The sequence below is a fragment of the Neobacillus sp. B24 genome (genome assembly GCF_055381825.1).
On sequence record NZ_AP035777.1, the window covers coordinates 4,016,985 to 4,039,146 of the forward strand.

General features: G+C 41.0%; 23 protein-coding genes, 1 pseudogene and 2 riboswitches. Of the genes and pseudogenes, 6 read left to right on the forward strand and 18 right to left on the reverse strand.

Annotated elements, in window-relative coordinates:
• Positions 1-3: 3 nt before the first annotated feature.
• Both ACZ43M_RS19955 and ACZ43M_RS19960 read right to left on the reverse strand, forming a co-directional pair.
• A pseudogene (locus tag ACZ43M_RS19955) lies at positions 4-1,443 on the reverse strand (vitamin B12-dependent ribonucleotide reductase); the annotation flags it as partial.
• Positions 1,444-1,761: 318 nt separating this feature from the next.
• Positions 1,762-2,598 (reverse strand): lipoate--protein ligase family protein, encoded by an 837-nt coding sequence (locus ACZ43M_RS19960; protein ID WP_464504259.1) that lies wholly within the window; start codon positions 2,596-2,598, stop codon positions 1,762-1,764.
• A gap of 182 nt (positions 2,599-2,780) precedes the next feature.
• Here ACZ43M_RS19960 and ACZ43M_RS19965 point away from each other — a divergent pair, with 182 nt between their 5' ends.
• Positions 2,781-3,164, forward strand: coding sequence for a rhodanese-like domain-containing protein (locus ACZ43M_RS19965; protein ID WP_464504260.1), 384 nt, complete (start codon positions 2,781-2,783; stop codon positions 3,162-3,164).
• Positions 3,165-3,606: 442 nt separating this feature from the next.
• On the opposite strand, the gene gcvPB is transcribed toward ACZ43M_RS19965, so the two are convergent.
• Genes gcvPB through gcvT form a run of 3 tightly spaced genes read right to left on the reverse strand, consistent with a single transcriptional unit; the run spans position 3,607 to position 7,528 of the window.
• The gene (gene gcvPB, locus ACZ43M_RS19970; protein ID WP_464504261.1) at positions 3,607-5,067 is read right to left on the reverse strand and encodes an aminomethyl-transferring glycine dehydrogenase subunit GcvPB; all 1,461 of its coding nucleotides are present in this window, start codon (positions 5,065-5,067) and stop codon (positions 3,607-3,609) included.
• A complete protein-coding gene (gcvPA, locus tag ACZ43M_RS19975; RefSeq protein ID WP_464504262.1) occupies positions 5,060-6,406 on the reverse strand; it encodes an aminomethyl-transferring glycine dehydrogenase subunit GcvPA in 1,347 nt (448 codons plus the stop codon). Before gcvPA ends, gcvPB begins: the two co-directional genes overlap by 8 nt.
• Before the next feature lie 18 nt (positions 6,407-6,424).
• Positions 6,425-7,528, reverse strand: a complete 1,104-nt coding sequence (gene gcvT, locus ACZ43M_RS19980; RefSeq protein ID WP_464504263.1) for a glycine cleavage system aminomethyltransferase GcvT — start codon at positions 7,526-7,528, stop codon at positions 6,425-6,427.
• 121 nt (positions 7,529-7,649) lie between these two features.
• Positions 7,650-7,726: riboswitch (glycine riboswitch) on the reverse strand.
• A 3-nt stretch (positions 7,727-7,729) separates the two neighbouring features.
• Positions 7,730-7,817: riboswitch (glycine riboswitch) on the reverse strand.
• 186 nt (positions 7,818-8,003) lie between these two features.
• Here gcvT and ACZ43M_RS19985 point away from each other — a divergent pair.
• A complete protein-coding gene (locus ACZ43M_RS19985; protein ID WP_464504264.1) occupies positions 8,004-9,692 on the forward strand; it encodes a DEAD/DEAH box helicase in 1,689 nt (562 codons plus the stop codon).
• A complete protein-coding gene (locus ACZ43M_RS19990; RefSeq protein ID WP_464504265.1) occupies positions 9,670-10,464 on the forward strand; it encodes a YqhG family protein in 795 nt (264 codons plus the stop codon). Before ACZ43M_RS19985 ends, ACZ43M_RS19990 begins: the two co-directional genes overlap by 23 nt.
• Positions 10,465-10,508: 44 nt before the next feature.
• On the opposite strand, the gene ACZ43M_RS19995 is transcribed toward ACZ43M_RS19990, so the two are convergent.
• The 8 genes from ACZ43M_RS19995 to comGA all read right to left on the reverse strand — a co-directional run bounded on the left by ACZ43M_RS19995 (position 10,509) and on the right by comGA (position 14,784).
• Positions 10,509-10,703 (reverse strand): YqzE family protein, encoded by a 195-nt coding sequence (locus ACZ43M_RS19995; RefSeq protein WP_464504266.1) that lies wholly within the window; start codon positions 10,701-10,703, stop codon positions 10,509-10,511.
• A 67-nt stretch (positions 10,704-10,770) separates the two neighbouring features.
• Positions 10,771-11,145: a competence type IV pilus minor pilin ComGG gene (gene comGG / locus ACZ43M_RS20000; protein ID WP_464504267.1), complete on the reverse strand. Its 375-nt coding sequence runs from the start codon at positions 11,143-11,145 to the stop codon at positions 10,771-10,773.
• Complete coding sequence (comGF, locus tag ACZ43M_RS20005) at positions 11,142-11,621, reverse strand: competence type IV pilus minor pilin ComGF (RefSeq protein ID WP_464504268.1); 480 nt, start codon at positions 11,619-11,621, stop codon at positions 11,142-11,144. Before comGF ends, comGG begins: the two co-directional genes overlap by 4 nt.
• On the reverse strand, positions 11,566-11,898 hold the full coding sequence (locus ACZ43M_RS20010) for a hypothetical protein (protein WP_464504269.1): 333 nt from the start codon (positions 11,896-11,898) through the stop codon (positions 11,566-11,568). Before ACZ43M_RS20010 ends, comGF begins: the two co-directional genes overlap by 56 nt.
• Positions 11,882-12,322 carry a competence type IV pilus minor pilin ComGD gene (comGD, locus tag ACZ43M_RS20015; RefSeq protein WP_464504270.1) on the reverse strand — a complete coding sequence of 147 codons (441 nt, stop codon included), beginning with the start codon at positions 12,320-12,322 and terminating at the stop codon, positions 11,882-11,884. Before comGD ends, ACZ43M_RS20010 begins: the two co-directional genes overlap by 17 nt.
• The gene (gene comGC, locus ACZ43M_RS20020) at positions 12,319-12,666 is read right to left on the reverse strand and encodes a competence type IV pilus major pilin ComGC (RefSeq protein WP_464504271.1); all 348 of its coding nucleotides are present in this window, start codon (positions 12,664-12,666) and stop codon (positions 12,319-12,321) included. The genes comGD and comGC overlap by 4 nt, the downstream gene beginning before the upstream one ends.
• 17 nt (positions 12,667-12,683) lie before the next feature.
• Complete coding sequence (gene comGB, locus ACZ43M_RS20025) at positions 12,684-13,715, reverse strand: competence type IV pilus assembly protein ComGB (protein WP_464504272.1); 1,032 nt, start codon at positions 13,713-13,715, stop codon at positions 12,684-12,686.
• Positions 13,702-14,784, reverse strand: coding sequence for a competence type IV pilus ATPase ComGA (gene comGA / locus ACZ43M_RS20030; protein WP_464504273.1), 1,083 nt, complete (start codon positions 14,782-14,784; stop codon positions 13,702-13,704). Before comGA ends, comGB begins: the two co-directional genes overlap by 14 nt.
• Positions 14,785-15,051: 267 nt before the next feature.
• On the opposite strand from comGA, the gene ACZ43M_RS20035 reads away from it, so the two are divergent.
• Both ACZ43M_RS20035 and ACZ43M_RS20040 read left to right on the forward strand, forming a co-directional pair.
• Positions 15,052-15,750 (forward strand): helix-turn-helix transcriptional regulator, encoded by a 699-nt coding sequence (locus ACZ43M_RS20035; protein WP_464504274.1) that lies wholly within the window; start codon positions 15,052-15,054, stop codon positions 15,748-15,750.
• Positions 15,751-15,834: 84 nt separating this feature from the next.
• Positions 15,835-16,077 carry a DUF2626 domain-containing protein gene (locus ACZ43M_RS20040; protein WP_464504275.1) on the forward strand — a complete coding sequence of 81 codons (243 nt, stop codon included), beginning with the start codon at positions 15,835-15,837 and terminating at the stop codon, positions 16,075-16,077.
• 28 nt (positions 16,078-16,105) lie between these two features.
• On the opposite strand, the gene ACZ43M_RS20045 is transcribed toward ACZ43M_RS20040, so the two are convergent.
• Positions 16,106-17,215 (reverse strand): class I SAM-dependent methyltransferase, encoded by a 1,110-nt coding sequence (locus ACZ43M_RS20045; RefSeq protein WP_464504276.1) that lies wholly within the window; start codon positions 17,213-17,215, stop codon positions 16,106-16,108.
• A gap of 165 nt (positions 17,216-17,380) precedes the next feature.
• Positions 17,381-18,016 carry an MBL fold metallo-hydrolase gene (locus tag ACZ43M_RS20050; protein ID WP_464504277.1) on the reverse strand — a complete coding sequence of 212 codons (636 nt, stop codon included), beginning with the start codon at positions 18,014-18,016 and terminating at the stop codon, positions 17,381-17,383.
• 227 nt (positions 18,017-18,243) lie between these two features.
• Here ACZ43M_RS20050 and ACZ43M_RS20055 point away from each other — a divergent pair, with 227 nt between their 5' ends.
• Entirely contained in the window at positions 18,244-18,420 is a 177-nt protein-coding gene (locus ACZ43M_RS20055) for a DUF2759 domain-containing protein (RefSeq protein ID WP_464504278.1), read from the forward strand.
• Positions 18,421-19,601: 1,181 nt separating this feature from the next.
• Here ACZ43M_RS20055 and ACZ43M_RS20060 read toward each other — a convergent pair.
• The 3 genes from ACZ43M_RS20060 to ACZ43M_RS20070 form a co-directional block, all read right to left on the reverse strand.
• Entirely contained in the window at positions 19,602-20,747 is a 1,146-nt protein-coding gene (locus ACZ43M_RS20060; protein WP_464504279.1) for a YqgU-like beta propeller domain-containing protein, read from the reverse strand.
• A 125-nt stretch (positions 20,748-20,872) separates the two neighbouring features.
• A complete protein-coding gene (locus tag ACZ43M_RS20065; protein WP_464504280.1) occupies positions 20,873-21,844 on the reverse strand; it encodes an ROK family glucokinase in 972 nt (323 codons plus the stop codon).
• An 11-nt stretch (positions 21,845-21,855) separates the two neighbouring features.
• Positions 21,856-22,068, reverse strand: a complete 213-nt coding sequence (locus ACZ43M_RS20070) for a YqgQ family protein (protein ID WP_464504281.1) — start codon at positions 22,066-22,068, stop codon at positions 21,856-21,858.
• Positions 22,069-22,162 lie beyond the last annotated feature (94 nt).

Sequence of the window (22,162 nt, forward strand, 5' to 3'; positions counted from 1 at the left end):
TACTTTACCACACGGATTCGTTGCTACTACCTGTTGACCATATGCTTTCGCATTTGTCATGTCATTGGCATTGTCGATAAAGAAGATACCTGGTTCTGCTGAGTAGGTCGCACAAATATTGATTAAGTTCCAAAGTTCTTTCGCCTTAATCTTTTTGTACACTCGGACTTTGTGTCCCATTCTCTCCCACTCACGGACATCACCTACTTGATGCCACTGTTCATTGTAGATTCTCATTTCCTCTTCGTCATAGCTTTCAACGTAAGGGAAACGAAGCTCGTATTCTGCATCGTTTTCAACAGCATCCATAAATTCTTTTGTTAAGCATACGGATATGTTCGCACCTGTTAAAAACTCAGGATTATGGACAGTATAGGTACCACCTGTTGCTAGTTTTTCTTCTGCATCAGCGATAATCGATGAACTAAAGCCGCCATAGCCTGGAATGTTCTTATAGTTTACAATTCCTTGATACATTGCCTCTTCCTGAAAAGTCAGAGGTGTAAATTTCAGCTTTTCTTTAGCAAGCTTTTTGATTGTTTCATCGGTTGTATGTTCAATTAAGAATCTTAAAATTCTCGGATTTTGCATTTTAGAAATTATAAATTCAATGATGTCTGGATGCCAGTCCGATTGCATGATCATCTGTGCACCCCTGCGCGAGCCCCCTTGCTCAACAAGGTGAGTCAATTTCGCAATATCATCTAACCAAGAAACCGAACCGGATGATTTGCCATTTACGCCTCTTGCTAGAGTGTTGCGCGGCCTAAGAGTAGAACCGTTGGTGCCGACACCGCCGCCGCGGCTCATGATTTCCATTACCTGTTTGCGATGGTCAGAAATTCCTTCCCGTGAGTCCGGAACAAATGGCATGACATAACAGTTGAAGTAGGTTACCTCGGTGCCAGAACCTGCTCCGTAAAGAACGCGGCCGGCAGGAATGAAGTTCAGATTTACCAGTTCTTGATAAAACTTCTCCGTCCACTCAATCCGCTTCTCGTCCGTTTCTTCAACCTCTGCAATTCCAGTTGCTACCCGCTTGGCGATTTGCTCGTAAAAGAGCTCTAGCGGCTTTTCAATCACATCGAGTGAGCTCCAAATAATGCCCGTTTCGGCTGCATTACCATCAAGGACGCCTCTAAATTCCTCTTCTACCAATACCTTGGCCTTCTTATTCTCCCAGTCTATTTCTTGAATGTATCCTAAGCCTCGTGCCGGGAATTTTGGATCTTCTTTAATTGTCAGAACAACAAAGTCTCCGTTTGTGAGGGTAATTTTCTCTGTGTCTTTAAATGTGTACCGATCCAGCATGACTAATCGTGAAACGCCCTTATGGGTTATCTTCATATCTGGGGTAACCGGGTGTACCTGTGGGAATAGGGTAATATCCTCATTCAACCTTTCAAAATTAATATTCAATTTTTGTCTAAAAACAACAGACATGAGAACAACTCCTTCAAATAAATCTCTATCTCTATGCCAGATTCTAGTTGGAAGCTAGAACAGGATGACTTAATATACTAAAGGTATCATAGAGAAAAACAAGAATCAATATATAGTGTTCAATAAATTTTCGACACCACTATATATTGTATGTCAGGCAAAAAACATTCAATTTGTCAAACATAAAAAAAACTAGATTTTAAAGAAAACAAAAGCTATGTGCCATTTTCCTCTAAAAATCGAGAAATTTTAACAAATTTTGCGATTTGCATTTATAAATATTTCCAAATATAAAAAGCGGCCTGGCCGCTTCCACATTTATCGTTTAAAATTCCATTCATCATTTTCATAGCGTTCTTTTGCCAAATGGTTGACATAGTCCAATTCATCTTGGGACAACTGATATGGCTCCAAGTCTATACCCAACCCTTCGGCAAAGCCTCTATAAAAAGCCTCTTTCGCTTCCGCTAGCGTGATTTGTCTACGGCTGATGGCATTTATCGCCACCGCTTTATCTTTAAAAGCTGTCTTCATCCGTTCTTTGACCCGCTCATTTGAATACTTAAATAAACTAAACAGTTTATCCTCATCCAAGTCCAAGAGAATCGATCCATGCTGGAGGATGACACCCTTCTGCCGTGTTTGTGCACTACCGGCCACTTTCCGTCCTTCAACGACAAGCTCGTACCAGCTTGGTGCATCAAAGCACACAGAGGAGCGCGGATTTTTTAAAGCGTCTCGTTCCTCTGGCGTTTTAGGTACTGCAAAATAAGCTTCCAAGCCCAGTTGATGAAAACCTTTTAAAATCCCTTCTGAAATGACACGATAAGCCTCGGTAACTGTTTTAGGCATTGTGGGATGCTCCTCTGAAACAATTACGCTATATGTGAGCTCATGCTCATGCAGTACACCCCGGCCACCGGTCGGCCGCCTGACAAATCCAAGACCGTGAGCTTTGACCGCCTCCATGTCTATTTCCTTCTCCACCTTTTGAAAATAGCCAACAGATAAGGTTGGAGGATCCCAGCCATAAAAACGAATCACCGGTGGTATTTTCCCCTCGCTATGCCAATCTAGCAATGCCTCGTCGAGTGCCATATTAAATGCCGGCGAGCAATTGCCTGAGTCAATAAAACGCCATGTTTCTTTTTCCATCCCAAAAACCTCGTTCATCAAAATTTATACGTTGTCTAGTCTATCAAAATAATAGACGATTTCAAAATAAGATGATTTTGGGATAATTTTTTAGGAAGATTTTTTTTTATTCATCTTTATCTTTAGGTAAATGACTTATATAATAAATACTAGTGCAGCGAAGCTTGAAAGGAGAAAATAAGTTGGATTCACTTTATGTATTGTTAATCATTATTGGAGCGGTACTCATCTACTCCCTTGGTACCTACCTCTATCAAAAGAAAATTGTAAAAACTGTAACAGAAGAGGAGTTCCGTGCCGGCTACCGCAAGGCACAGCTTATAGATGTTCGTGAACCAAACGAGTTTGAGGCAGGCCATATTTTAGGTGCCCGCAACATCCCAATGTCACAAATTAGAATGCGGATGAAGGAGATTCGGCCTGACCTGCCAGTTTATTTGTATTGCCAAAGCGGAATGCGCAGCGCACGCGCGGCTCAGTTTTTATACAAAAAAGGCTATAAAGATCTTACCCAGCTGCAAGGCGGATTCAAAAAGTGGACCGGTAAGGTAAAAATAAAAAAATAATGTTTAAATAACAGGCTCCGGAATTTTCCGGAGCCTGTTCAGATTGTCGAGAAATGTTATTTCCCTCAAACTAGTTATGAAAGATGGTTTCATAACGCATTTGACTGGATTTTCTCCCCAGACTCGTCATGAAAGATGGTTTCATAACGCATTTGACTGGATTTTCTCCTCAGCCCCGTCATGAAAGATGGTTTCATAACGCATTTGACTGGATTTTCTCCTCAAACCAGTCATGGAAGGCAGTCTCTTGACGCGTTTTACTGGATTTTCTCCTCAGCCCCGTCATGAAAGATGGTTTCATAACGCATTTGACTGGATTTTCTCCTCAAACCAGTCATGGAAGGAGGCTCAATATCACGTCTGTGTAAATTTTACCAAATAAATCCGCTGAATTATTAATAAATAAAGGCTCCGGAATCGAATCCGGAGCCTGTTTATATTATTAAGCTTTTTGATACCGTAACACTGGTTTCCGGGCAGCGGTGGTTTCATCCAGACGGCCGACAACAGTAGTGTGCGGTGCTTCCTGAACGATTTCTGGGTTTTCCTCTGCTTCTTTGGCAATTTGAATCATGATATCGATAAACCCATCTAGAGTCTCTTTCGATTCTGTTTCGGTAGGCTCAATCATGATACACTCTTCCACGTTTAATGGGAAGTAGATGGTTGGCGGATGGTAGCCGAAATCGAGCAGGCGCTTGGCAATATCAAGTGTACGCACGCCTAACTTCTTCTGACGTCTTCCGCTTAAAACAAACTCATGCTTACAATGACGGTCAAATGGCAGATCGTAATATTCAGCCAGTCTTCTCATCATATAGTTTGCATTTAATACTGCATATTCGGTAACAGCTTTTAAGCCGTCCGGCCCCATTGAACGGATATACGTATAAGCGCGGACGTTAATGCCAAAGTTTCCGTAATATGGCTTAACACGACCGATGGATTGCGGGCGATCATAATCAAGTACATATTCGTCACCACGCTTGGCAATGACCGGTTTTGGCAGGAACGGAATCAGGTCTTCCTTAACACCTACAGGACCTGAACCAGGTCCGCCGCCGCCATGTGGTCCGGTAAACGTTTTATGCAAATTCAAGTGGACGACGTCAAAGCCCATATCTCCAGGTCTTGCTTTGGATAGAACTGCGTTTAGGTTAGCACCGTCATAATAAACCTTGCCGCCGGCTTCATGAACAATCTCGGCAATCTCTACAATATGCTCTTCAAACAGTCCCAGGGTATTTGGATTGGTCAGCATTAAAGCAGCCGTATCGCCGCCCACAACTCTTTTTAAGTCCTCTAAGTCCACAAGCCCATTTTCGTTTGATTTAACAGTAATGGTTTCAAGACCGGCGACTGTTGCTGATGCTGGGTTTGTTCCGTGAGCGGAGTCAGGAATGATAACCTTTGTCCGTTTTAGATCACCGTTTGCTTCATGGTAAGCACGAATCATCATTAGTCCGGTCCATTCGCCGTGGGCGCCTGCTGCCGGTTGAAGAGTAACCTCATCCATTCCAGTGATTTCCTTCAAATGCTGTTGCAAGTCGTATAAAAGTTCAAGCGCACCTTGAACGGAGCTTTCATCCTGAAGCGGGTGGATGTGGGCAAATCCGTTATAGCGTGCAACATTTTCATTTATTTTTGGGTTGTATTTCATCGTACAAGAGCCTAAAGGATAAAACCCGGAATCTACTCCATGATTTCTTCTTGAGAGAGCTGTGTAATGACGCATGATATCCAACTCGGAAACCTCAGGGAGCTGTGGCTCTTCTTCACGTAAATACCCTTCAGGAAGAAGTCCGTTTACATCTAGCTCCGGCACATCCATTTCCGGGAGGCTGAAACCGACGCGACCTGGTGTACTAACTTCGAAAATCAGTTTCTGGTCTTGATTATGCATGCAGATCCCCCAATTCATTCACTAAAGTATCGATTTCTTCCTTTGTTCTTTGCTCGGTAACGGCTAATAGCATATGATTTGCAAGCTCAGGGTAGTCACGGCCCAAATCATAACCGCCAATGATACCTTTTTGCAGCAGCTGTTGATTGATTTCTTTAACCGGTTTACTTAACTTCACAACAAACTCGTTAAAGGTATGGCCATCATACACCACTTCAAAGCCAGCTTCTTTCAGGGCTGTTTTTGTATAATGTGCTTTTTGCAGATTAGCGGCAGCCATTTCCCGAACACCCTTTTTACCTAGGGCAGTCATGGCTACAGATGCAGCAAGAGCATTCAACGCCTGGTTCGAACAAATGTTAGAAGTCGCTTTATCACGACGGATATGCTGCTCGCGGGCCTGCAGCGTTAACACGAAACCACGGCGTCCCTGTTCATCAATCGTCTGGCCAACTAAACGTCCTGGTACTTTGCGCATTAATTTAGTGGTTACTGCAAAATAGCCGCAGTGCGGACCGCCAAATGCCGACGGGATTCCAAATGGTTGGGCATCGCCAACAACTATATCAGCTCCAAATTTACCAGGCGGTGTCAAAATCCCAAGTGACAGAGGGTTGCTCGACACAACAAACATGGATTTATTCTGATGAATAATTTCTTCCAATTCCTGTAATGGCTCGATTCTGCCAAAGAAGTTTGGATATTGAACGATCACTGCCGCTACATCGTCATTTACCAACCCTTTAAGCGCAGCAGCATCCGTAACGCCATTGTTCACAGGTACTTCCACTACTTCAAGATACTGACCCTTCGCATAGGTTTTTAGCACTTCTCGGGATTCCGGGTGGACAGCACTAGATACAAGAATTTTCTTCCGTTTCGTATGGCCGGCACTGAGCATCGCTGCCTCGGCAAGTGCTGTGCCGCCATCATACATCGAAGAGTTGGCAACATCCATTCCCGTTAATTCACAAATCATCGTTTGGAATTCAAAAATGGCTTGCAGTTCTCCCTGTGAAATTTCCGGCTGGTAAGGCGTATAGGCCGTATAGAACTCCGATCTAGAAATAACATGATCCACAATTACCGGCATGTAGTGGTCATAAACTCCGGCACCGAGGAAGGAAACATTGGTTTTTAAATCGGCATTTTTTCCAGCCATTTGAAACAGTTCCTTCATTAGGGCTGTTTCCGATTTGGCAGGTTTAATGTTGTATTCACCCTTAAAACGAACTTTTTCAGGAATATCGCTGAAGAGCTCATCAACGGAGGAAACACCTATTGTCTCAAGCATGGCGTTCTTATCTTGTTCAGTCATTGGTAAATAGCGATGTTTCATGTACCTTACTCCCTTCGACTATTTCTTTTCTCTTTTATAAAAAGGTGTTGGAACGACTTTAGCCTTCAAACGCTTGCCGCGAATTTCCACTTCAACCTCAGAATCAAGCGCAGTAAACTCTGAAGATATCAGAGCAAGCCCGATATTTTTCTTCAAGGTAGGTGATTGAGTGCCTGTAGTCACTTCACCAATTAGATTTTCACCCTTGTATACTGGGTAACCATGGCGCGGAATACCTCGGTCAATCATTTCAATCCCAGCAACTTTGCGGGAAAGACCAGCTTCTTTTTGCTTAACTAATGCTTCTTTTCCAATAAAATCCGCTTCTTTATTCAATTTCACGGCAAATCCTATTCCTGCTTCAAGCGGGGAAATTTCCGGTGATAGCTCTTGGCCGTAAAGCGCTAAATTGGCTTCAAAACGAAGCGTGTCACGAGCACCCAAGCCGCATGGAATAACGCCCTCTTCTTTGCCGGTTTCTAGAATGGCTTTCCATAGTTCTACAACATCAGCTGCATTGCAATACACTTCAAAGCCGTCCTCACCGGTATAACCAGTTCTTGAAACAAGGGCTCTTTTACCACCTAAAGTGACTTCTTGCTGAAATTTGAAAAAGCCAATTTGACTTAAATCAGTTTCTGTAAGCTTTTGTAAAACTTTCTCGGCGATTGGTCCTTGAAGAGCGATTTGCGCCGTTTTTTCTGAAAGATTTTCGATGGTTACATCTCCCTCAAGATGTGTCTCAAGCCAGTTATAATCTTTTTCAATATTAGAGGCATTGACAACAAGGAGGTAATGATTGTCCTCAATTTTATAAACCAATAAATCATCGACAGTGCCGCCATTTTCATAGCACATGGCTGTATATTGGGCAGCGCCATTTTTAATCTTTGAAATGTCATTTGTCATCATTTTTTGCAAATATTTTAGGCTGTCAGTACCCTTAACCTCGACTTCACCCATATGGGACACGTCAAACAAACCGGCCTTTGTGCGGACTGCTTCATGTTCTTCCTTGATGCTGGAAAATTGTACTGGAAGCTCCCAGCCGCCAAAATCAATTGTTTTTCCCCCGTATTCCTTATAAACATCAAACAGTGGAGTGCGTTTTAATTCCGACATTTTAGTTCTCCCTTCTTCTTTTAGATGTTCATTATCCACACATAAAAAGATAAAACTCATAAATCAGTTTGTGTTATGACACAAAAAAGGACAGAAAACCCCCTCTACAATAAAAGAAGGTCTCTGTCCTTGCACCTGAAAGTTTACCTAAAATGGCTGTCCCCTTTGGTGGCCGGTCTCCACCGGCGCTCTCCAGAGCTGCGTCCAACAAGAGTTCTTTTGCCTGAGAGATTCACATCTTCTGCTTGCTCCTTCGGCGCTACTAGGTAGTCTCTCCCCTTGTTTTCATTCGCATTTATAAAGTTTTCCATTTTGGTCATACTAATTATACTTAAAAAATAGATTACCTTATTAAAATATTTAAAACTTTCAAAGCTATTATCATCCTACCATTAAACCAATAAATTGAGCAATAACAATTTCGCAAAAGAAAGCGTCTTCATAATAAGCCACAATGATAAGGAGTTGAACTAACATGAATGTTGAAATAGAATTTGATTCTTCCTGGCAGGATGATTTTTTACATAAGATTGACCATGATGGCCCATGGGGGAATTGGGAGCTTTTTAAACTGGCAGTAGATATTGAACAACACTTAATCATTCCTGAATTTGAGGGTCTCCAGGCACCGAAACACCTGCCTAACCTGACACCGCTCCCTCATCAGCTTGAAACCGCCAAGCAAGTCATTGAAAACATGAATGGGAAAGCGATATTGGCCGATGAAGTTGGACTTGGCAAGACCATTGAAGCAGGGTTAATTCTAAAAGAGTATATGATTCGAGGCTTGGTTAAGAAAGTCCTGATTCTCGTACCTGCTTCACTCGTCACTCAATGGGCCCAGGAGTTGAATAGCAAGTTTTTTATTCCGGCCATCACCCAAAGAAAAAGTTATGTGTGGGAGCAATGTGACGTTGTCGTATCATCCATCGATACAGCGAAACGGAACCCGCACCGTGACATTATTTATCAGCAGAACTACGATCTAATTATTATCGATGAAGCACATAAATTGAAAAATAATAAAACGAAAAACTATGAATTTGTCCAAAACTTAAAGAAGAAATTTTGTTTGCTGCTTACCGCAACCCCCATTCAAAACCGAATAGAAGAGATTTTCAATCTTGTTTCCTTGCTAAAGCCTGGACATCTGGGAAGTGAAACGTCGTTTTACGAAAAATATAAACGTGATTCCCGCTCGTTAAATGATGATGAACATTTGAAAGAACTAGTGAACAAGGTGATGATTCGTAACCGCCGGGCAGATACCGGGATTGAATGGACAAAACGCCATGTTGAAACCATTCCAATTGAATTTACGCCATCTGAGCGAGATTTATATGACTGTGTTACTGAATTGAAAAATGAGGGAGACTGGCTGCAAACCAGCAGTTTCTCCGTCATGACATTGCAGCGGGAAGCCTGTTCAAGCAGAGAGGCAGTTTTCTATACATTGAAAAATATGCTCCAAAAACATGAGAATCCAACTCAAGCCTATCAGCAGCAAATTGAATACTTAATTAAAAAGGTGGAGGCTGTCGAAAAAAATTCCAAGGCCGAAAAAGCCCTGGAATTAATCCAGAAGATAGACGATAAGGTGATAATTTTCACAGAATATCGGGCAACGCAATTGTACCTGCAATGGTACTTGAAGCAGCACGGCATTTCATCCGTTCCATTCCGTGGCGGGTTTAAGCGGGGAAAAAAGGACTGGATGCGTGAATTATTCCAAAAGCATGCCCAGGTGCTGATTGCAACAGAAGCAGGTGGTGAAGGAATTAACCTTCAATTTTGCAACCACATAATCAACTTTGATTTGCCATGGAATCCGATGCGGCTTGAGCAGCGAATCGGGCGGATTCACCGGCTTGGCCAGGAAAAAGATGTAATGATTTACAATTTTGCCATTAAGAATACCGTCGAAGAGCATATACTTAAGCTCTTATATGAAAAAATTGAACTATTTGAGAAGGTCATCGGCGAACTTGATGATATCCTAACGAAGCTTGATTTTGGAAATATCGAGGATCACTTAATCGATATTTTCAGCGGTTCCAGTTCGGAAGGTGAAATGCGAATCAAAATGGAGAATTTATCATCAATGATTGAATTTGCTGAGTCGATGAAGAAAGGGGAAGCCCATGCAGCAGCAGGAAATTCGTAACTTTCTGGTTAACTACTTTCAGGCTAATGAATGTCCGATAATTGATAATCATCCCGCCTACTTGACCGTCCAGTTAACAATTGAGATGGACAAAGAATTAATGAACCGGCCGTTTTACTGGCACTACTTAGAAAAGACTGGGGGCATTCCCAACCCGATGCAGCTGACCCTGATTACGAATAAAGATGCTGCCCCTGAAAAATTAAGGGGCGAAACAATCCATTTCGGTTCACCGAGGCTTCATCAAATCTTTGAATCAACCAAGAATTTATCGCGGTACATCCGGCTTTATGAAAACCATGCACATGCCAACCGCCAGACACCGCTTTTACCCTGGCTTTGCATGAACGTAAAAATATCGTACCAGTGCGATCGAAAACGTGATATTTTTAAATCGATTGGCCTGCAATTAATTAATGGTCAAATGGTCGAGAATTTTCATGATGTGTTAATGAAGATCCCTTTGACACCAAAAATCCCTGATTATTCCTTTACCCTTTCACCTTTAGTCAAACCAAAAAGCGGGATGCTCAGGATTGAAAATTATTTAAGAACAACTATCGAGCAGGATGACCATGCTTGGGCCGACGAGGCCAGGATGCGCTGGGAGAAGGATTTAAAGCTGTTAAACCACTTTTATGAGAATGTCGATGAGGAAACGCAAGAAAGCTATGAAACAGAGAAACAGGCGTTAAAGGAGCAATATGAGCCCAAAATTAACATTTCATTTATTAATGGCGGATTATTTTATTTAACTGAAAGAGCGATTTAAAAAAACCCCCAAAATCATCGTATTTTTGATTTTGGGGGTCTTTTTTATGCGCCATCTTTTCTCCGTATTCTTTTGACTTCTGAATAAAGAATATAGGGCAGAATGCCAAACCAACGATACCAAAAAGAAGCTTTCGCCTCTTTTCGCTCCAGTCGCATTCGTTTGCGCTCATCCTTTGGCTGATCTGCATATTTAACAATCGTCTGAGTCATGTATTTAACATAGTCATTTGTTTTCATGGAAACACCACCTGCCTCCCGAATTACATTAAAAGTATGCCCATTTTTTTTCAAAACAAACGACAAATCAATAAACTGTCCATTTGATTAACTTCTTTGTCCTAGTATCAAAATAACCTCTGCCGGTTACCTTTTCACCTGAGGTTAGGTACAAAGTAAACGTAACCCTTTGGCTGGAGCTCGAAGGGGCTTCACTTTGGACATCCACCCATCCCTTTCTATAGGTGATGATGTCCTTAACAGGGAGAGTCCCTTGAGCTTGAAACACTGCCTCCAGCTTTTTCACGGAAGATAGGAAATAATACTCTTCCTGCATAACAATACCCGTCTCATGTGCCAGCTTTCTTTGTGTCAAAGACCTTTCTAACTGCATCGAAAAAAATAATAGAAATAACAAAAGCAAACATAATGTCAACGGATAGGTAAACCCTTTTTCGTTCATGGCTTATTCCCCCAATCAACAAAGGAATAGGCAATTGCCCAATAATTCTTTCCGTTCAGGTCAGTTACTTTGATGTTGACTTGGTTCGTTAAAACTGTCACCTGATAATCGGAAACGTTCTGCAAAAGAATTTCATGCCCTAAAGAATTTACTCGTCTTCGCAGCAGCGAATTATATTTTTCATAATAGATTGTTTCACTATCCTTCGTTAGAATCAAGCGGCCAGATACCACTTCTGCTTTGGAGGCCATGCGGATTTCCTTTTTCATTTGCATACAGAAAACCTCCCACTCCATCTCCTGCAAAGCGTATTGTGAACGATGATTGTTCAAGACTGTATGAAAAATGGGTCCCATATAGAAAGCGATAATCGAAAGAATTGTAAGGGCCAACAATACTTCAATCAGGGTAAAGCCAGTTTCATTCGAGGAGGCCGCACACTTCTGTTTTTGAATGCAGCGGAGTTTTCTCAACATTAACACACACCTCCAATAAGCCGGATGATTCCCGCCAATAGATTTGGTATTGTATACCATTTTTCAATGTGGCATAATTGACCAAATTGCTGTTAGTGGCTAATTTCGCCTGCAATTCTTCAAACATCAATTGCCGTGCCGTTTTTTCCATTTCAAGCCGGCCTGACTGCTCCCAAAGGTGAGTCAATAACGGCGTCAAATACAGAAAAATCATAAACAAGGCAGACAACGACAGTAAGAGATCAAGTAAAAAGTATCCCTTATTGTTCCGTAACATAAAAACGCCCTTTTCCGATTAATATTGTCAACACATAGGTTTTGTTCCTTGAACGAATAAGGATGGTACCAGATTTATTAACTATTCCGTCACTTAGATATCTAAAACTTAAAGGGATTGTCCCTTCCACGACTTTAAGATCAGTCGAATATGATCTGCTAAGCAGCTGCTCCTGCCCAGACCTCCCCAACAGGGTGTAGGTGTAATCCTTTGGAGAAAATATTACGATAACATCCATCTGGTGCGAAATCGCATAGGACTGGGCAAAGTAAAGGTCTGCCTGTAACTGCGTCACAAATGCTTCATCGTCAATCATCGAATGCTGCGGTTTTAAGGAAAACACCGTGACAGAAGACAGAATCATAAAGATAGAAAGCACAACCAAGGACTCAATTAAGGTGAAGCCCTTTTGTTCAGTTATCATTGTTCCGTTGTAGTTGTTGTTGCAGTTTCTTTCTTAACACTCGTAACGTTGCCTTCGTTATCAATTTCAACAGTTTCCCCATTTGGGCAGCCCTTTGTGTTCGGGTCTAAATACCCTTTAGATTTAAGGTCATCCAGAGTTGGTGTTTTATTTATATCCATTTGATAAGCTTGTACCTGGGCTTGCACCATCTTCACATATGCTTGACAGCCCTTGTTGTTAATATTGGTATTGTGCTTGGTAACATTGGGAATCGTTATGATCAATAAAACCGAAATAATAAGCATAACAATCATCATTTCAATCAGCGTAAATCCGGCTTCTTTATTACTTCTTTTGTTCATTTTTGTAACCTCCATTTTTATATTCCATCTAATAAATGGAACATCGGTAATAAAATCGCTAAATACATAGATACAACCAATACACCAATAAACAAATACAATATAGGCTGGATAGCCTTTAATCTTTTCTCTACTAATTCCTCCATGGTCGTTATGCAGTGCCTGCTGAAAAACAGTAACTCTTGTTCCAATTTCCCATTTTCTTGCCCATGTTTTACAATCATCGGAAACTCCTTTTCAAAAAAGGCATAAGAAGCTAGTATCATTACCAAGGTTTCACCGGAAACAAGCTTCACCTTAATCTCTTGCCCAAGTTGACTGAAAAACGGCTGTCTTTCATTTTTTTCAAACAGCTTTAATGCTTCAGAAACGGATATTCCGCCAGATAGTAGGAAACTTAATTGAATGGAAAAATAGTGGGTAAACAGCAATTTGAGGATTCTGCCGATAATAGGGAGTCGAATGAGCAATGTCCGCTGCTTGAGAGCGGAGTAGTTTTTAAAGAAGAAAAGGTAGTAAATTGCCGTTATCACAAGAAAAGCAACCATAGTCACAAGTAGAACAGGAAAATAGTGATCAAAAGCATAAATAACCTTAGTAAAAAAATTTTCCTCCAGACCAAGTGTTGCAAATAGACTGGTAAACCTAGGCAGCAATGTATTCTCAACGAATATAATCAACAGACCGGTAATAAATAACAGCAGCATGGGATATTGAAGCAAGTTAATCAGCTTCCGTAAATCTTTATCCCTTATAATTGCCAAGCTGCTGCCTTCGAGCAGTGCCTCAGCAAAACTGCCATGTTGTTCAGCAAAATAAACATAGCCGATTAAATCCTTGTTAAATCCCAACCCTTCTAGAACCACATGAAACGGCGCCCCTGTTTTTAATTCAGTTAAGCAAGCATATAATTCCTCCTTTCGGTGGACAGGCAAATGTAATGCTATGGATTCAATTGCTGCGGCAATTGGATATCCCCTTGCCAATAGTTCTCCCATTCTTTTCAGAAAGCTGGCTTGTTCGTTGAGTGTCCATTTACGTGGTTTCATTGGCATATACCAGCCGGTCATATTCAGATTCCTGAATATAGCCTAGGGCAATTCCCTTATTGATCACCTGGCTAAGCGTTCGGTAATGCGTTTCTACCTTCTCACCCTGTGCTGCTTTCATTGCCAAGTTTAGGTTTTTCCCGGACAACAGTTCAAACACGCTTGCCCGTTTCCAATGACCATAAGAATAACAATGCGGCGGACAATCTCCTTCACAAAAGGGGCAGGTCAGTTCCACAAGCCTCTGCGCCGTGACGGCAATAAGCGTCTGTTCAACCTCCATCCAATTTACCCCGAATTCACGGAGACGGAAAACAGCCCCTTTTGCATCCCGTGTATGCATTGTACTTAATACCAAATGCCCCGTTAAAGCTGCGCGAACAGCTATTTTTGCCGTTTCAGCATCTCTGATTTCCCCCACCATGATGATATCGGGGTCATGACGAAGAATAGCCTTTAAACCGGTGGCATAGGTCACCCCGGCCTTCTCATTCACTTGTACCTGGAGGACAGAGTCATAGTTTTTTTCAATTGGGTCTTCGAGTGTGATAACATTCCTGTGGAAAAGGTGTGCAGTTTCATTGATGAGGGAATACAATGTGGTGGTTTTGCCTGACCCAGTTGGCCCGGTAAAAATAATTAACCCATGTGCGTGTTTGAGAAGCGCTAAAAGTTTTCTTGTCATTGAAGGAAAAAGCGAGAGCTGGTGAAAAGGGATTTGTTCCTGCTGGGGCAGTAGCCGGATGACTAGACTTTCACGATCATTGGATGGGAGCGTGGATAGCCTTAACCCCATCAATTGTCCATTGACTTCACAAAAAATGGCACCGCTTTGAGGCCGTCGTCGTTCACCGATATCCATATTTGCTGTAAATTTAAAATGTGAAATAAGTCTTTCGCACTCATCTTTCGGAAGGGATAATCGGGGAATCAATTTGTTTGTTAACCGGATTTGAACAAGCGTGTCATTTTTTCGCGGGATAATGTGGATGTCAGTTGCTTGGTTTCTAGCTGCATCTGTAATGATCCGGTTCGCTAAAATTTCAATTGAACTAACAATATGAATCACCACCTTTTTAAATTGTCATAGTAATCTTTCGACACCATTCTTCTTTTCCCTTCTTTATTTAAAAAAAAATATTTTTTTTGTAATAAAAATTATTATTCCATCGAAATCAGTAGAAATATGGGGCATTTTTCTAATATTGTTACAAACTAGCGTCAAAAATTGTGAACATTTTCTAAACATATAGTGTATACGTTAGAAACCTCATTCCAACTTTAATTTTGCTGTATTATAATGGGAATAAATTATGGGGGTCCGAGGTGAACCGAGATGGAACAGACACTAAAGATAACAAACGTTTTGTCAGATCCAACCAGATACTACATTTATCAATACATTACAAAACGTCACAGAGAAGTTACGGTACAAGAAGTGGCGGAGAATTTCGACATTCATCCAAACGTTGCTAGACTGCATTTATCCAAGCTCGAGGATGTGAACATGCTCATTTCCGAAACAAAGAAGACTGGGAAAGGCGGACGGCCAAGCAGATTGTATCGTCTATCCGATGATGTAATTCAACTTCATTTCCCATTCCGCGATTACATGCTGTTATCAAAAGTAGCAATCCAAACGATGATTTCCCTTGGAGAAGCAGGCAGGGAAGCACTTTATTTGACCGGCAAGCGGTTTGGAACTGAAGTAGTCGAACAAGAGATTGCAAAAAGATCACTTGGGGATGAATTAGAATTTGATGAAAAGCTCAGTATATTAAAGAACGCTGCCACACTTGCAGGTTTTTATCCTGAATTTGAAGTAAATGGCAACCATACCAAGATTTATTTCCAAATCTTCAACTGTCCATTTAAAGAAGTGGCTGAAGATCATATGGAAACAGTTTGCAGCATGCATCATGAATTCCTTAAAGGAATGTTTGAGGCATTATTCGATTCTGTGGAGCTAGTTGAAAAAGAAAATATGATTTCTGGCTGTGAGACTTGCTCCTACCAAGCTCTGGTCACAAACTAATTCGAAACCATTGTTTACATTAGGCCTCCTTTTACTTTATAATATTGTAATGATGGTATTCGAAGGGTAAAAGGGGGGATACATATGGATCGCATGTTCAGAGTATGTGGTTTTTGGACGGGTATTTTCACCGTCATGTTATATCTTGGTGATATGAATAAAACCTCAATGCTTTTCTTAGCCCAAACTGGATTCTTCGTCCTGCTTAGCTATTTGAAATTATCTGAGCGTATGTATTTATGGGTATTCGGGGCATACTTAACTATTTCTTTCGCAGGCTTTACATATTGGACTACGTTCATGATGCCGCTTGGCGGAGGACATTGAAGAAATAAAAACGCCGATTCCGGCGTTTTTATTTTTGAATCGATTTTTCCTCTTCAAATAAATCATCGATAGTTACCTGCAAATCTTTTTGTTGAATCACAATATGAAAATAGGAGCTCAACCCGCCAGGCATGATCAGGCTGCGAATGGCTCTGTTTCGTTTACTCACTTCAGAAAATGGGTTAGGGTCATAATGATTCTGCAATTCCTGCAATATCCCCGCCTTTAACAGAAACTCATCCTGTCTTAACTTTGTGATCAATTCCAGATTGACATCCTTACCTTTTTGAATCAAATAATCCAAATGGATATGTGTGGTTATATCCATTTCACCTGGATTCATTAAAACATTATCAACCATTCTATGCTGAGAATAGCCTCTTAAGCTGCCGTTTTTCCTTCTCGGATCCTGCCACTCCTCATTACTATAACCATAGTCTGCGGTGACAATCAGTCCCCTGGAAACAAGCCCAGCCAATTCTTCAATCATCTTTTTCATCGCAATTGGGGCCTCGATTCGCTGCTTGTCCCGTATTTTGAGATTACTTTCCGCTAAAAATGTCAATATATCCTCGTTTACTAACGGAACTCGCTGCTCAATCAATTGATCATCTTTTACCCTGATCATAACCTCAAATAACTGATCATGCTCCTTCTCGATGACATGAACCGGCAGAGCATCAAAAAGCTCATTAGAGAATACCATTCCTTCAATCCCGCCAAGCTCATCAAGACTATCCACTTGAATAACCGAGGGATATGACTTTAACAGCTCCCTTTGCAATTTCCGATGGTAGGGGCTTGTTTCAATAATTGTATAGTGTAAAGGTGTCCCAACGGATTCATCCCACTCCTGTAAAAATGCATGGGCAAAACGGCCATTTCCCGCGCCAATTTCATAAAATGCAGGCTGCATTTTCAATTTTTCGCAGAGAGTGTAAAACCATTTTGCCACTAACCTGCCATATACATCAGAAATATTGCTGCTTGTAATAAAATCCCCTTGGCGGCCAATTTTTGGAGACTGTTTCATATAATATCCAAAATTGGGATGATAAAGGGCAGCACTGATATAATCTGCGTAGGAAATTAATTTATTGGGCGAACTGTAAATGAGGTCTTTTAAATAGTTAATCATAATGACTCCTTTTAAATTAACACTATTGACACAGTGTAAACTTTGTAATATTGTTAGGATAGTAGCTTAAAATATTATCCCCTCCCATTAATGAATAGAACATCCCCCAGAAAGACCCTTCTCCTAAAGAGAAGGGTCTTTCTTTTAACATTGCCTTTCTATTGGTTAAAAACCATTCAAGAATGGGTTGCTATCCATTTCATCAGCAATCGTTGTTACAGGTCCGTGTCCGGATAATACATAGGTATCTTCAGGCAGTGTCAAAAGCTTATCATGTATACTATTTAATAGTTGCGACTGATTGCCGCCGGGAAGGTCCGTCCTGCCAATGCTTCCTTGAAATAGGGCATCGCCGGAAATGACAAATCCATCTTTCTCAAAATAAAATGAAACACTTCCAGGTGAATGCCCTGGGGTATGAAAAATGTCAAACTCGAAATTGCCAATTTTCATCGGTCCTTCCTTCGTAAGAAGATGATCGGCAGGGGTTATTCTCATTGCTTCAATAACAGGAAAAAACTGTGAACCATTTAACATTGGATCGCCAAGCCATTTTTCCTCCTGCTTGTGAAGATAGACAGGTATTTTGTATGCACCACGCACCTCATCGACTGCACCAATATGGTCAAAATGGGCATGTGTCAATAACACAGCGATTGGTTTTAAACCTCTTGAATTTAGAAGATTGGTCAGTTTTTTTGCTTCGCCGCCCGGGTCTATAATTAAACAATTTTTTTCTTTATCCTCGACAATGTAACAGTTTGTTTGAATGCTGCCCAAAGGTAATTGCTGCCATTTCATATATAAAATCCTCCAAATCACATGTCATCAATATCACTATTTTACACTAAAACGTAAATGGTTAGAATGATTTCTCCGTTTTACAACGGGAAAATACAACCGTTGACTTTTTAGCCCTCGACAAACGCTTGAAAAGAATATAAAATAGGAACGAATGTATATAATATTGTTACATAACTATAGCTCAGGCTAAGGTCTGACATTTCACGAAAGAAGGGGGTTATTTCATGGGAATAGTTATTATTTTCGCTTTAGTTGCCATCCTGGCAGCATACGGTGCTTTCACAGCTTTAAAGAATAAAAACCTTTTAGGCGCATTTTGGGGAGTAGCATCATTAATTGTATTTGGTGCATTTGCAATCGCAACACTTGTTAATTCTGGCTACCCTACCGGAACCCACTAAAAAGACTGTCAAAAGCAGTCTTTTTTTATTTTCAAAAAAAGAATGACCCGTCCGTCCAAAGTCATTCTGTTGATAGCCTTCGGCAGCCTTTTATTTGGTACTTTCATATTGTTTTCATCGCGTTAGTTTATTACCTTGTCTATGCGACTTGTCTGTTGATTTACGCTCCAGGCACTTCGCTTTCCGCGGGCGTGCCGTGAAGCCTCCTCGGCGCTAAAGCGCCTGCGTGGTCTCCACTGCCCCGTACCCCCGCAGGAGTCTCGGTGCCTTCCGAGTCAATCAACAGGACTTACTTCTAAGAATTCCCCTCTACCAATGGCAAAGTACCTAAGAAAGCATCAAGACATGTCTGATGTTATGAGGCCGCCTTTCATGACGTGTTTGAACTAAAATCCAAGCAAACGCGCCATTAGATTGACCTTCATAACGTGTTTGAGAGAAATACTCAGTCAAATGCGTCATGAGATTACCTTTCATGACGTGTTTTAGCGAAAAAAGCAGGTAAACGCGCCATGAGATTGCCTTAATGACGTGTTTGAACGAAAAATTCAGGCAAACACGCCATGAGATTGACCTTCATAACATGTTTGAGAGAAATATTCAGTCAAATGCGTCATGAGATTGCCTTTCATGACGTGTTTTAGCGAAAAAAGCAGGTAAACGCGCCATGAGATTGACCTTCATAACTTGTTTGAGAGAAATACTCAGTCAAATGCGCCATGAGATTGACCTTCATAACATGTTTGAGAGAAATATTCAGTCAAATGCGTCATGAGATTGCCTTTCATGACGTGTTTGAACGAAAAATCCAGGCAAACACGCCATGAGATTGACCTTCATAACTTGTTTGAGAGAAATATTCAGTCAAATGCGTCATGAGATTACCTTTCATGACGTGTTTGAACGAAAAATTCAGGCAAACACGCCATGAGATTGACCTTCATAACGTGTTTGAGAGAATAGTCCAGACAAACGTGCCATGAGCTCTCCTATCATTCGTGTTTGAGCGAAAAATCTAGGCAAACACTCCTTGAGGTTGACCTTCATAACGTGTACAAACGAAAAATCTAGGAAAACGCTTTTGATTGGAGCGGAAATCAATAGGCCCTTTAGCATGGACACCATTGTTTATTTTCTACCAAAATTACTCTTTTAGAAATAAAAGAATGACCCGTCAAGAGTCATTCTTTCATCATCAATTCAATGATTTGCTTTTTTGAGAGGTTAATTATTTTTTCATAACTGTTGCCATAAAGCAGGGCATTTCCGGAAGGTGAAAATTGAATGGGTTCATTTTCTAAACCTGACATGATTACTTTTCTCTCACGTTTCTTCAAGTTATAAATTTCCAGATCAAAGCCATCCATATAAGCATCCGCTTCGCCGCTCCTTATCGGCTTTAAAGCGGCAAATTGATTTTTCATGACATTATAGTCATAAAAAGGAATTAACCAATCAGAGTACTTTGACAGCAGTGGACTGGTAAACGAAAAAATTTCATTCATATCCTGATCATAGAATGAATAATTTGCCTGTGGATTTTCTGTTGCATTTGCCGTAATGGCCAAAAGCACATTTTGATAAGTTGAAAATTGATAAAGCACCGGAAATAAGCGTTTCTCTTCATTGCTCCCTAAATCCCTCTCTAAAAGAGGCGCATACAAGGCAGGGTTATTGTCATCCCAGTTTAAGTAAGCAAACGTATCATTACCTGTCCACTTAACAAAAGGCTGCGGCAGAGATACTTCAGTCAAGTCTGATCTTTTAATATCTAGGAGCAGCACTTCAAAACTCCAATCCTCATTAAACTTGGAAATAAGGATCTCAGAATCGTTATAGGGATTCCATTCATACAATAATTCGTAGGAGGGAATCTTCTCGCTTGCCTGTACTGAACCGTCTGTATTAATCACCGTGATAATTCCCTCGTAGGTTGTTGGCGAGGAATGAATTAAAAGGTATTTTTTTGAAGGACTAATTTCCACATTAACGATTGCGTCATTACTTTTATAGATTAATTCACTTTTTCCTGTGATTAGATGGTATCGATATAGACTAGAGGTTTGTCCCAGATTAGTGATATAAATAATTTCATGATCCGACAGCCAGCCCGCAGATTTGTAAAATTCACCTTCTGGAACAGTGATTGGCAGCTTCCATTCTTCTTCAGTCACTGTGGTTTGGGGTAGTTTAGTATTCGCGTTTTTTTCCGGAACTTTCGGTTTTTGCTGTACTTGTTCTGTACAAGCACTTAAGAGAAGGGATAATACTATTAATAACAACAGCCAATAACGACCATGTGCATTTTCCACTTTCAATACAACCATTTCCCCCTCCCTGCTTTCTTCACTCTTTAATTAGTACGTACAAATAACCAAAATGTTTCAATCTTTTCAATATTATAACAAAAATAAGAAGAAAGCCGCAGTAAAGACAGCTTCCTTCTTGAAAATTAACTTAATTTATTTTTAATCAACCAGGCAGCACCGAGAACACCAGCATCATTTCCCAATGTCGCTACCGCCAATTTAGTAGAATTTCTAACGGATGAGAATGCATATCTGTTAAAGTTTTCTTGGACAGCATCTACCAGAATGTCCCCCGCCTTGGATACACCACCGCCAAGAACAATCTTTTCCGGATTTAACGTATTCCCGAGATGGGATAGTACAAGTCCGAGATGAAAAGCCACTTCTTGAAGTACTTTACCGGCTAGGGCATCACCGGCTCTCGCCGCGTCAAAAACATCCTTAGCACTTATTTTATTTTCCTTGGCATAAACTTGGGCCAATTGCCCGTCTGTCCCACTTTCAGCAAGCTCTTTGAGAGCCAGGCGGACAATCCCAGTTGCAGATGCAACTGTCTCAAGACAGCCTGTTTTCCCGCAATTACAAGGTGACCCGCCAACCGGAATAGCCGTGATATGGCCGATTTCTCCGCCTGCGCCATTTACACCTTGAACGATGTTTCCATTTGCAACGACACCGCCGCCAACTCCAGTTCCTAAAGTAACAAACACCAAGTCTTTGGCACCATTGCCAGCACCTTGCCACATTTCACCCAATGCTGCACAGTTTGCATCGTTTTCAATAGCGGCCGGAAGGTTCGTTGCCGACTCAAGGCTCGATTGTAATGGAAAGTTATCCTTCCATCCCAGGTTTACAGCATTCAAAATGACACCAGTTTCATAATTTACCGGGCCTGGTGCTCCCATGCCAACACCTGCTAGCACTTCCCTTGATTGTCCAAGTTCATTCAGTTTTCCATCAATGGACTTGGCAATATTCAGTGTAATATTCTGCCCTTCATTGGTATTATCCGTTGGTATTTCCCATTTATGAAGGATTTGTCCATCCATTGAAATAAATGCAATTTTTGTTGTGGTTCCGCCTAAATCGACTCCGACTATCCATTGATTTCCCATTATTCTCTCACCTATTTTTTATTTTGAGTTTTTTCTCTTTGTACCTGAATTTCTTGTCTTAGTAATAATCGAGCGGTTTGATATTCTCTTGGTTCAATCAGTTGTGCTTGAAACAGGTCCCTTAGCTCCGCCTCCATCAATTCCAAATCAGCAACCCGGTCCCCGATATAAATGATTGTTCCAAATTGCTTTAAAAATTGTTGAATCTCATAAATCGTTTTCATTTTTGTTCCCTTCCCTTACATAGTGAAGAGTGTAGTGTTACAACAAAAAGTATAACCCAAGCTATGGTTGTCCTCAAGGTATTCTTTTAAGACA

Bases quoted from the DNA above. Each gene is read 5' to 3' on its own strand.
- ACZ43M_RS19960 (WP_464504259.1), bottom strand. From the start codon at position 2,598: ATGGAAAAAGAAACATGGCGTTTTATTGACTCAGGCAATTGCTCGCCG.
- gcvPB (WP_464504261.1), bottom strand. From the start codon at position 5,067: ATGCATAATCAAGACCAGAAACTGATTTTCGAAGTTAGTACACCAGGT.
- gcvPA (WP_464504262.1), bottom strand. From the start codon at position 6,406: ATGAAACATCGCTATTTACCAATGACTGAACAAGATAAGAACGCCATG.
- gcvT (WP_464504263.1), bottom strand. From the start codon at position 7,528: ATGTCGGAATTAAAACGCACTCCACTGTTTGATGTTTATAAGGAATAC.
- ACZ43M_RS19985 (WP_464504264.1), top strand. From the start codon at position 8,004: ATGAATGTTGAAATAGAATTTGATTCTTCCTGGCAGGATGATTTTTTA.
- ACZ43M_RS19990 (WP_464504265.1), top strand. From the start codon at position 9,670: ATGCAGCAGCAGGAAATTCGTAACTTTCTGGTTAACTACTTTCAGGCT.
- ACZ43M_RS19995 (WP_464504266.1), bottom strand. From the start codon at position 10,703: ATGAAAACAAATGACTATGTTAAATACATGACTCAGACGATTGTTAAA.
- comGG (WP_464504267.1), bottom strand. From the start codon at position 11,145: ATGAACGAAAAAGGGTTTACCTATCCGTTGACATTATGTTTGCTTTTG.
- comGF (WP_464504268.1), bottom strand. From the start codon at position 11,621: ATGTTGAGAAAACTCCGCTGCATTCAAAAACAGAAGTGTGCGGCCTCC.
- ACZ43M_RS20010 (WP_464504269.1), bottom strand. From the start codon at position 11,898: ATGTTACGGAACAATAAGGGATACTTTTTACTTGATCTCTTACTGTCG.
- comGD (WP_464504270.1), bottom strand. From the start codon at position 12,322: ATGATAACTGAACAAAAGGGCTTCACCTTAATTGAGTCCTTGGTTGTG.
- comGC (WP_464504271.1), bottom strand. From the start codon at position 12,666: ATGAACAAAAGAAGTAATAAAGAAGCCGGATTTACGCTGATTGAAATG.
- comGB (WP_464504272.1), bottom strand. From the start codon at position 13,715: ATGAAACCACGTAAATGGACACTCAACGAACAAGCCAGCTTTCTGAAA.
- ACZ43M_RS20035 (WP_464504274.1), top strand. From the start codon at position 15,052: ATGGAACAGACACTAAAGATAACAAACGTTTTGTCAGATCCAACCAGA.
- ACZ43M_RS20040 (WP_464504275.1), top strand. From the start codon at position 15,835: ATGGATCGCATGTTCAGAGTATGTGGTTTTTGGACGGGTATTTTCACC.
- ACZ43M_RS20045 (WP_464504276.1), bottom strand. From the start codon at position 17,215: ATGATTAACTATTTAAAAGACCTCATTTACAGTTCGCCCAATAAATTA.
- ACZ43M_RS20050 (WP_464504277.1), bottom strand. From the start codon at position 18,016: ATGAAATGGCAGCAATTACCTTTGGGCAGCATTCAAACAAACTGTTAC.
- ACZ43M_RS20055 (WP_464504278.1), top strand. From the start codon at position 18,244: ATGGGAATAGTTATTATTTTCGCTTTAGTTGCCATCCTGGCAGCATAC.
- ACZ43M_RS20060 (WP_464504279.1), bottom strand. From the start codon at position 20,747: ATGGTTGTATTGAAAGTGGAAAATGCACATGGTCGTTATTGGCTGTTG.
- ACZ43M_RS20065 (WP_464504280.1), bottom strand. From the start codon at position 21,844: ATGGGAAATCAATGGATAGTCGGAGTCGATTTAGGCGGAACCACAACA.
- ACZ43M_RS20070 (WP_464504281.1), bottom strand. From the start codon at position 22,068: ATGAAAACGATTTATGAGATTCAACAATTTTTAAAGCAATTTGGAACA.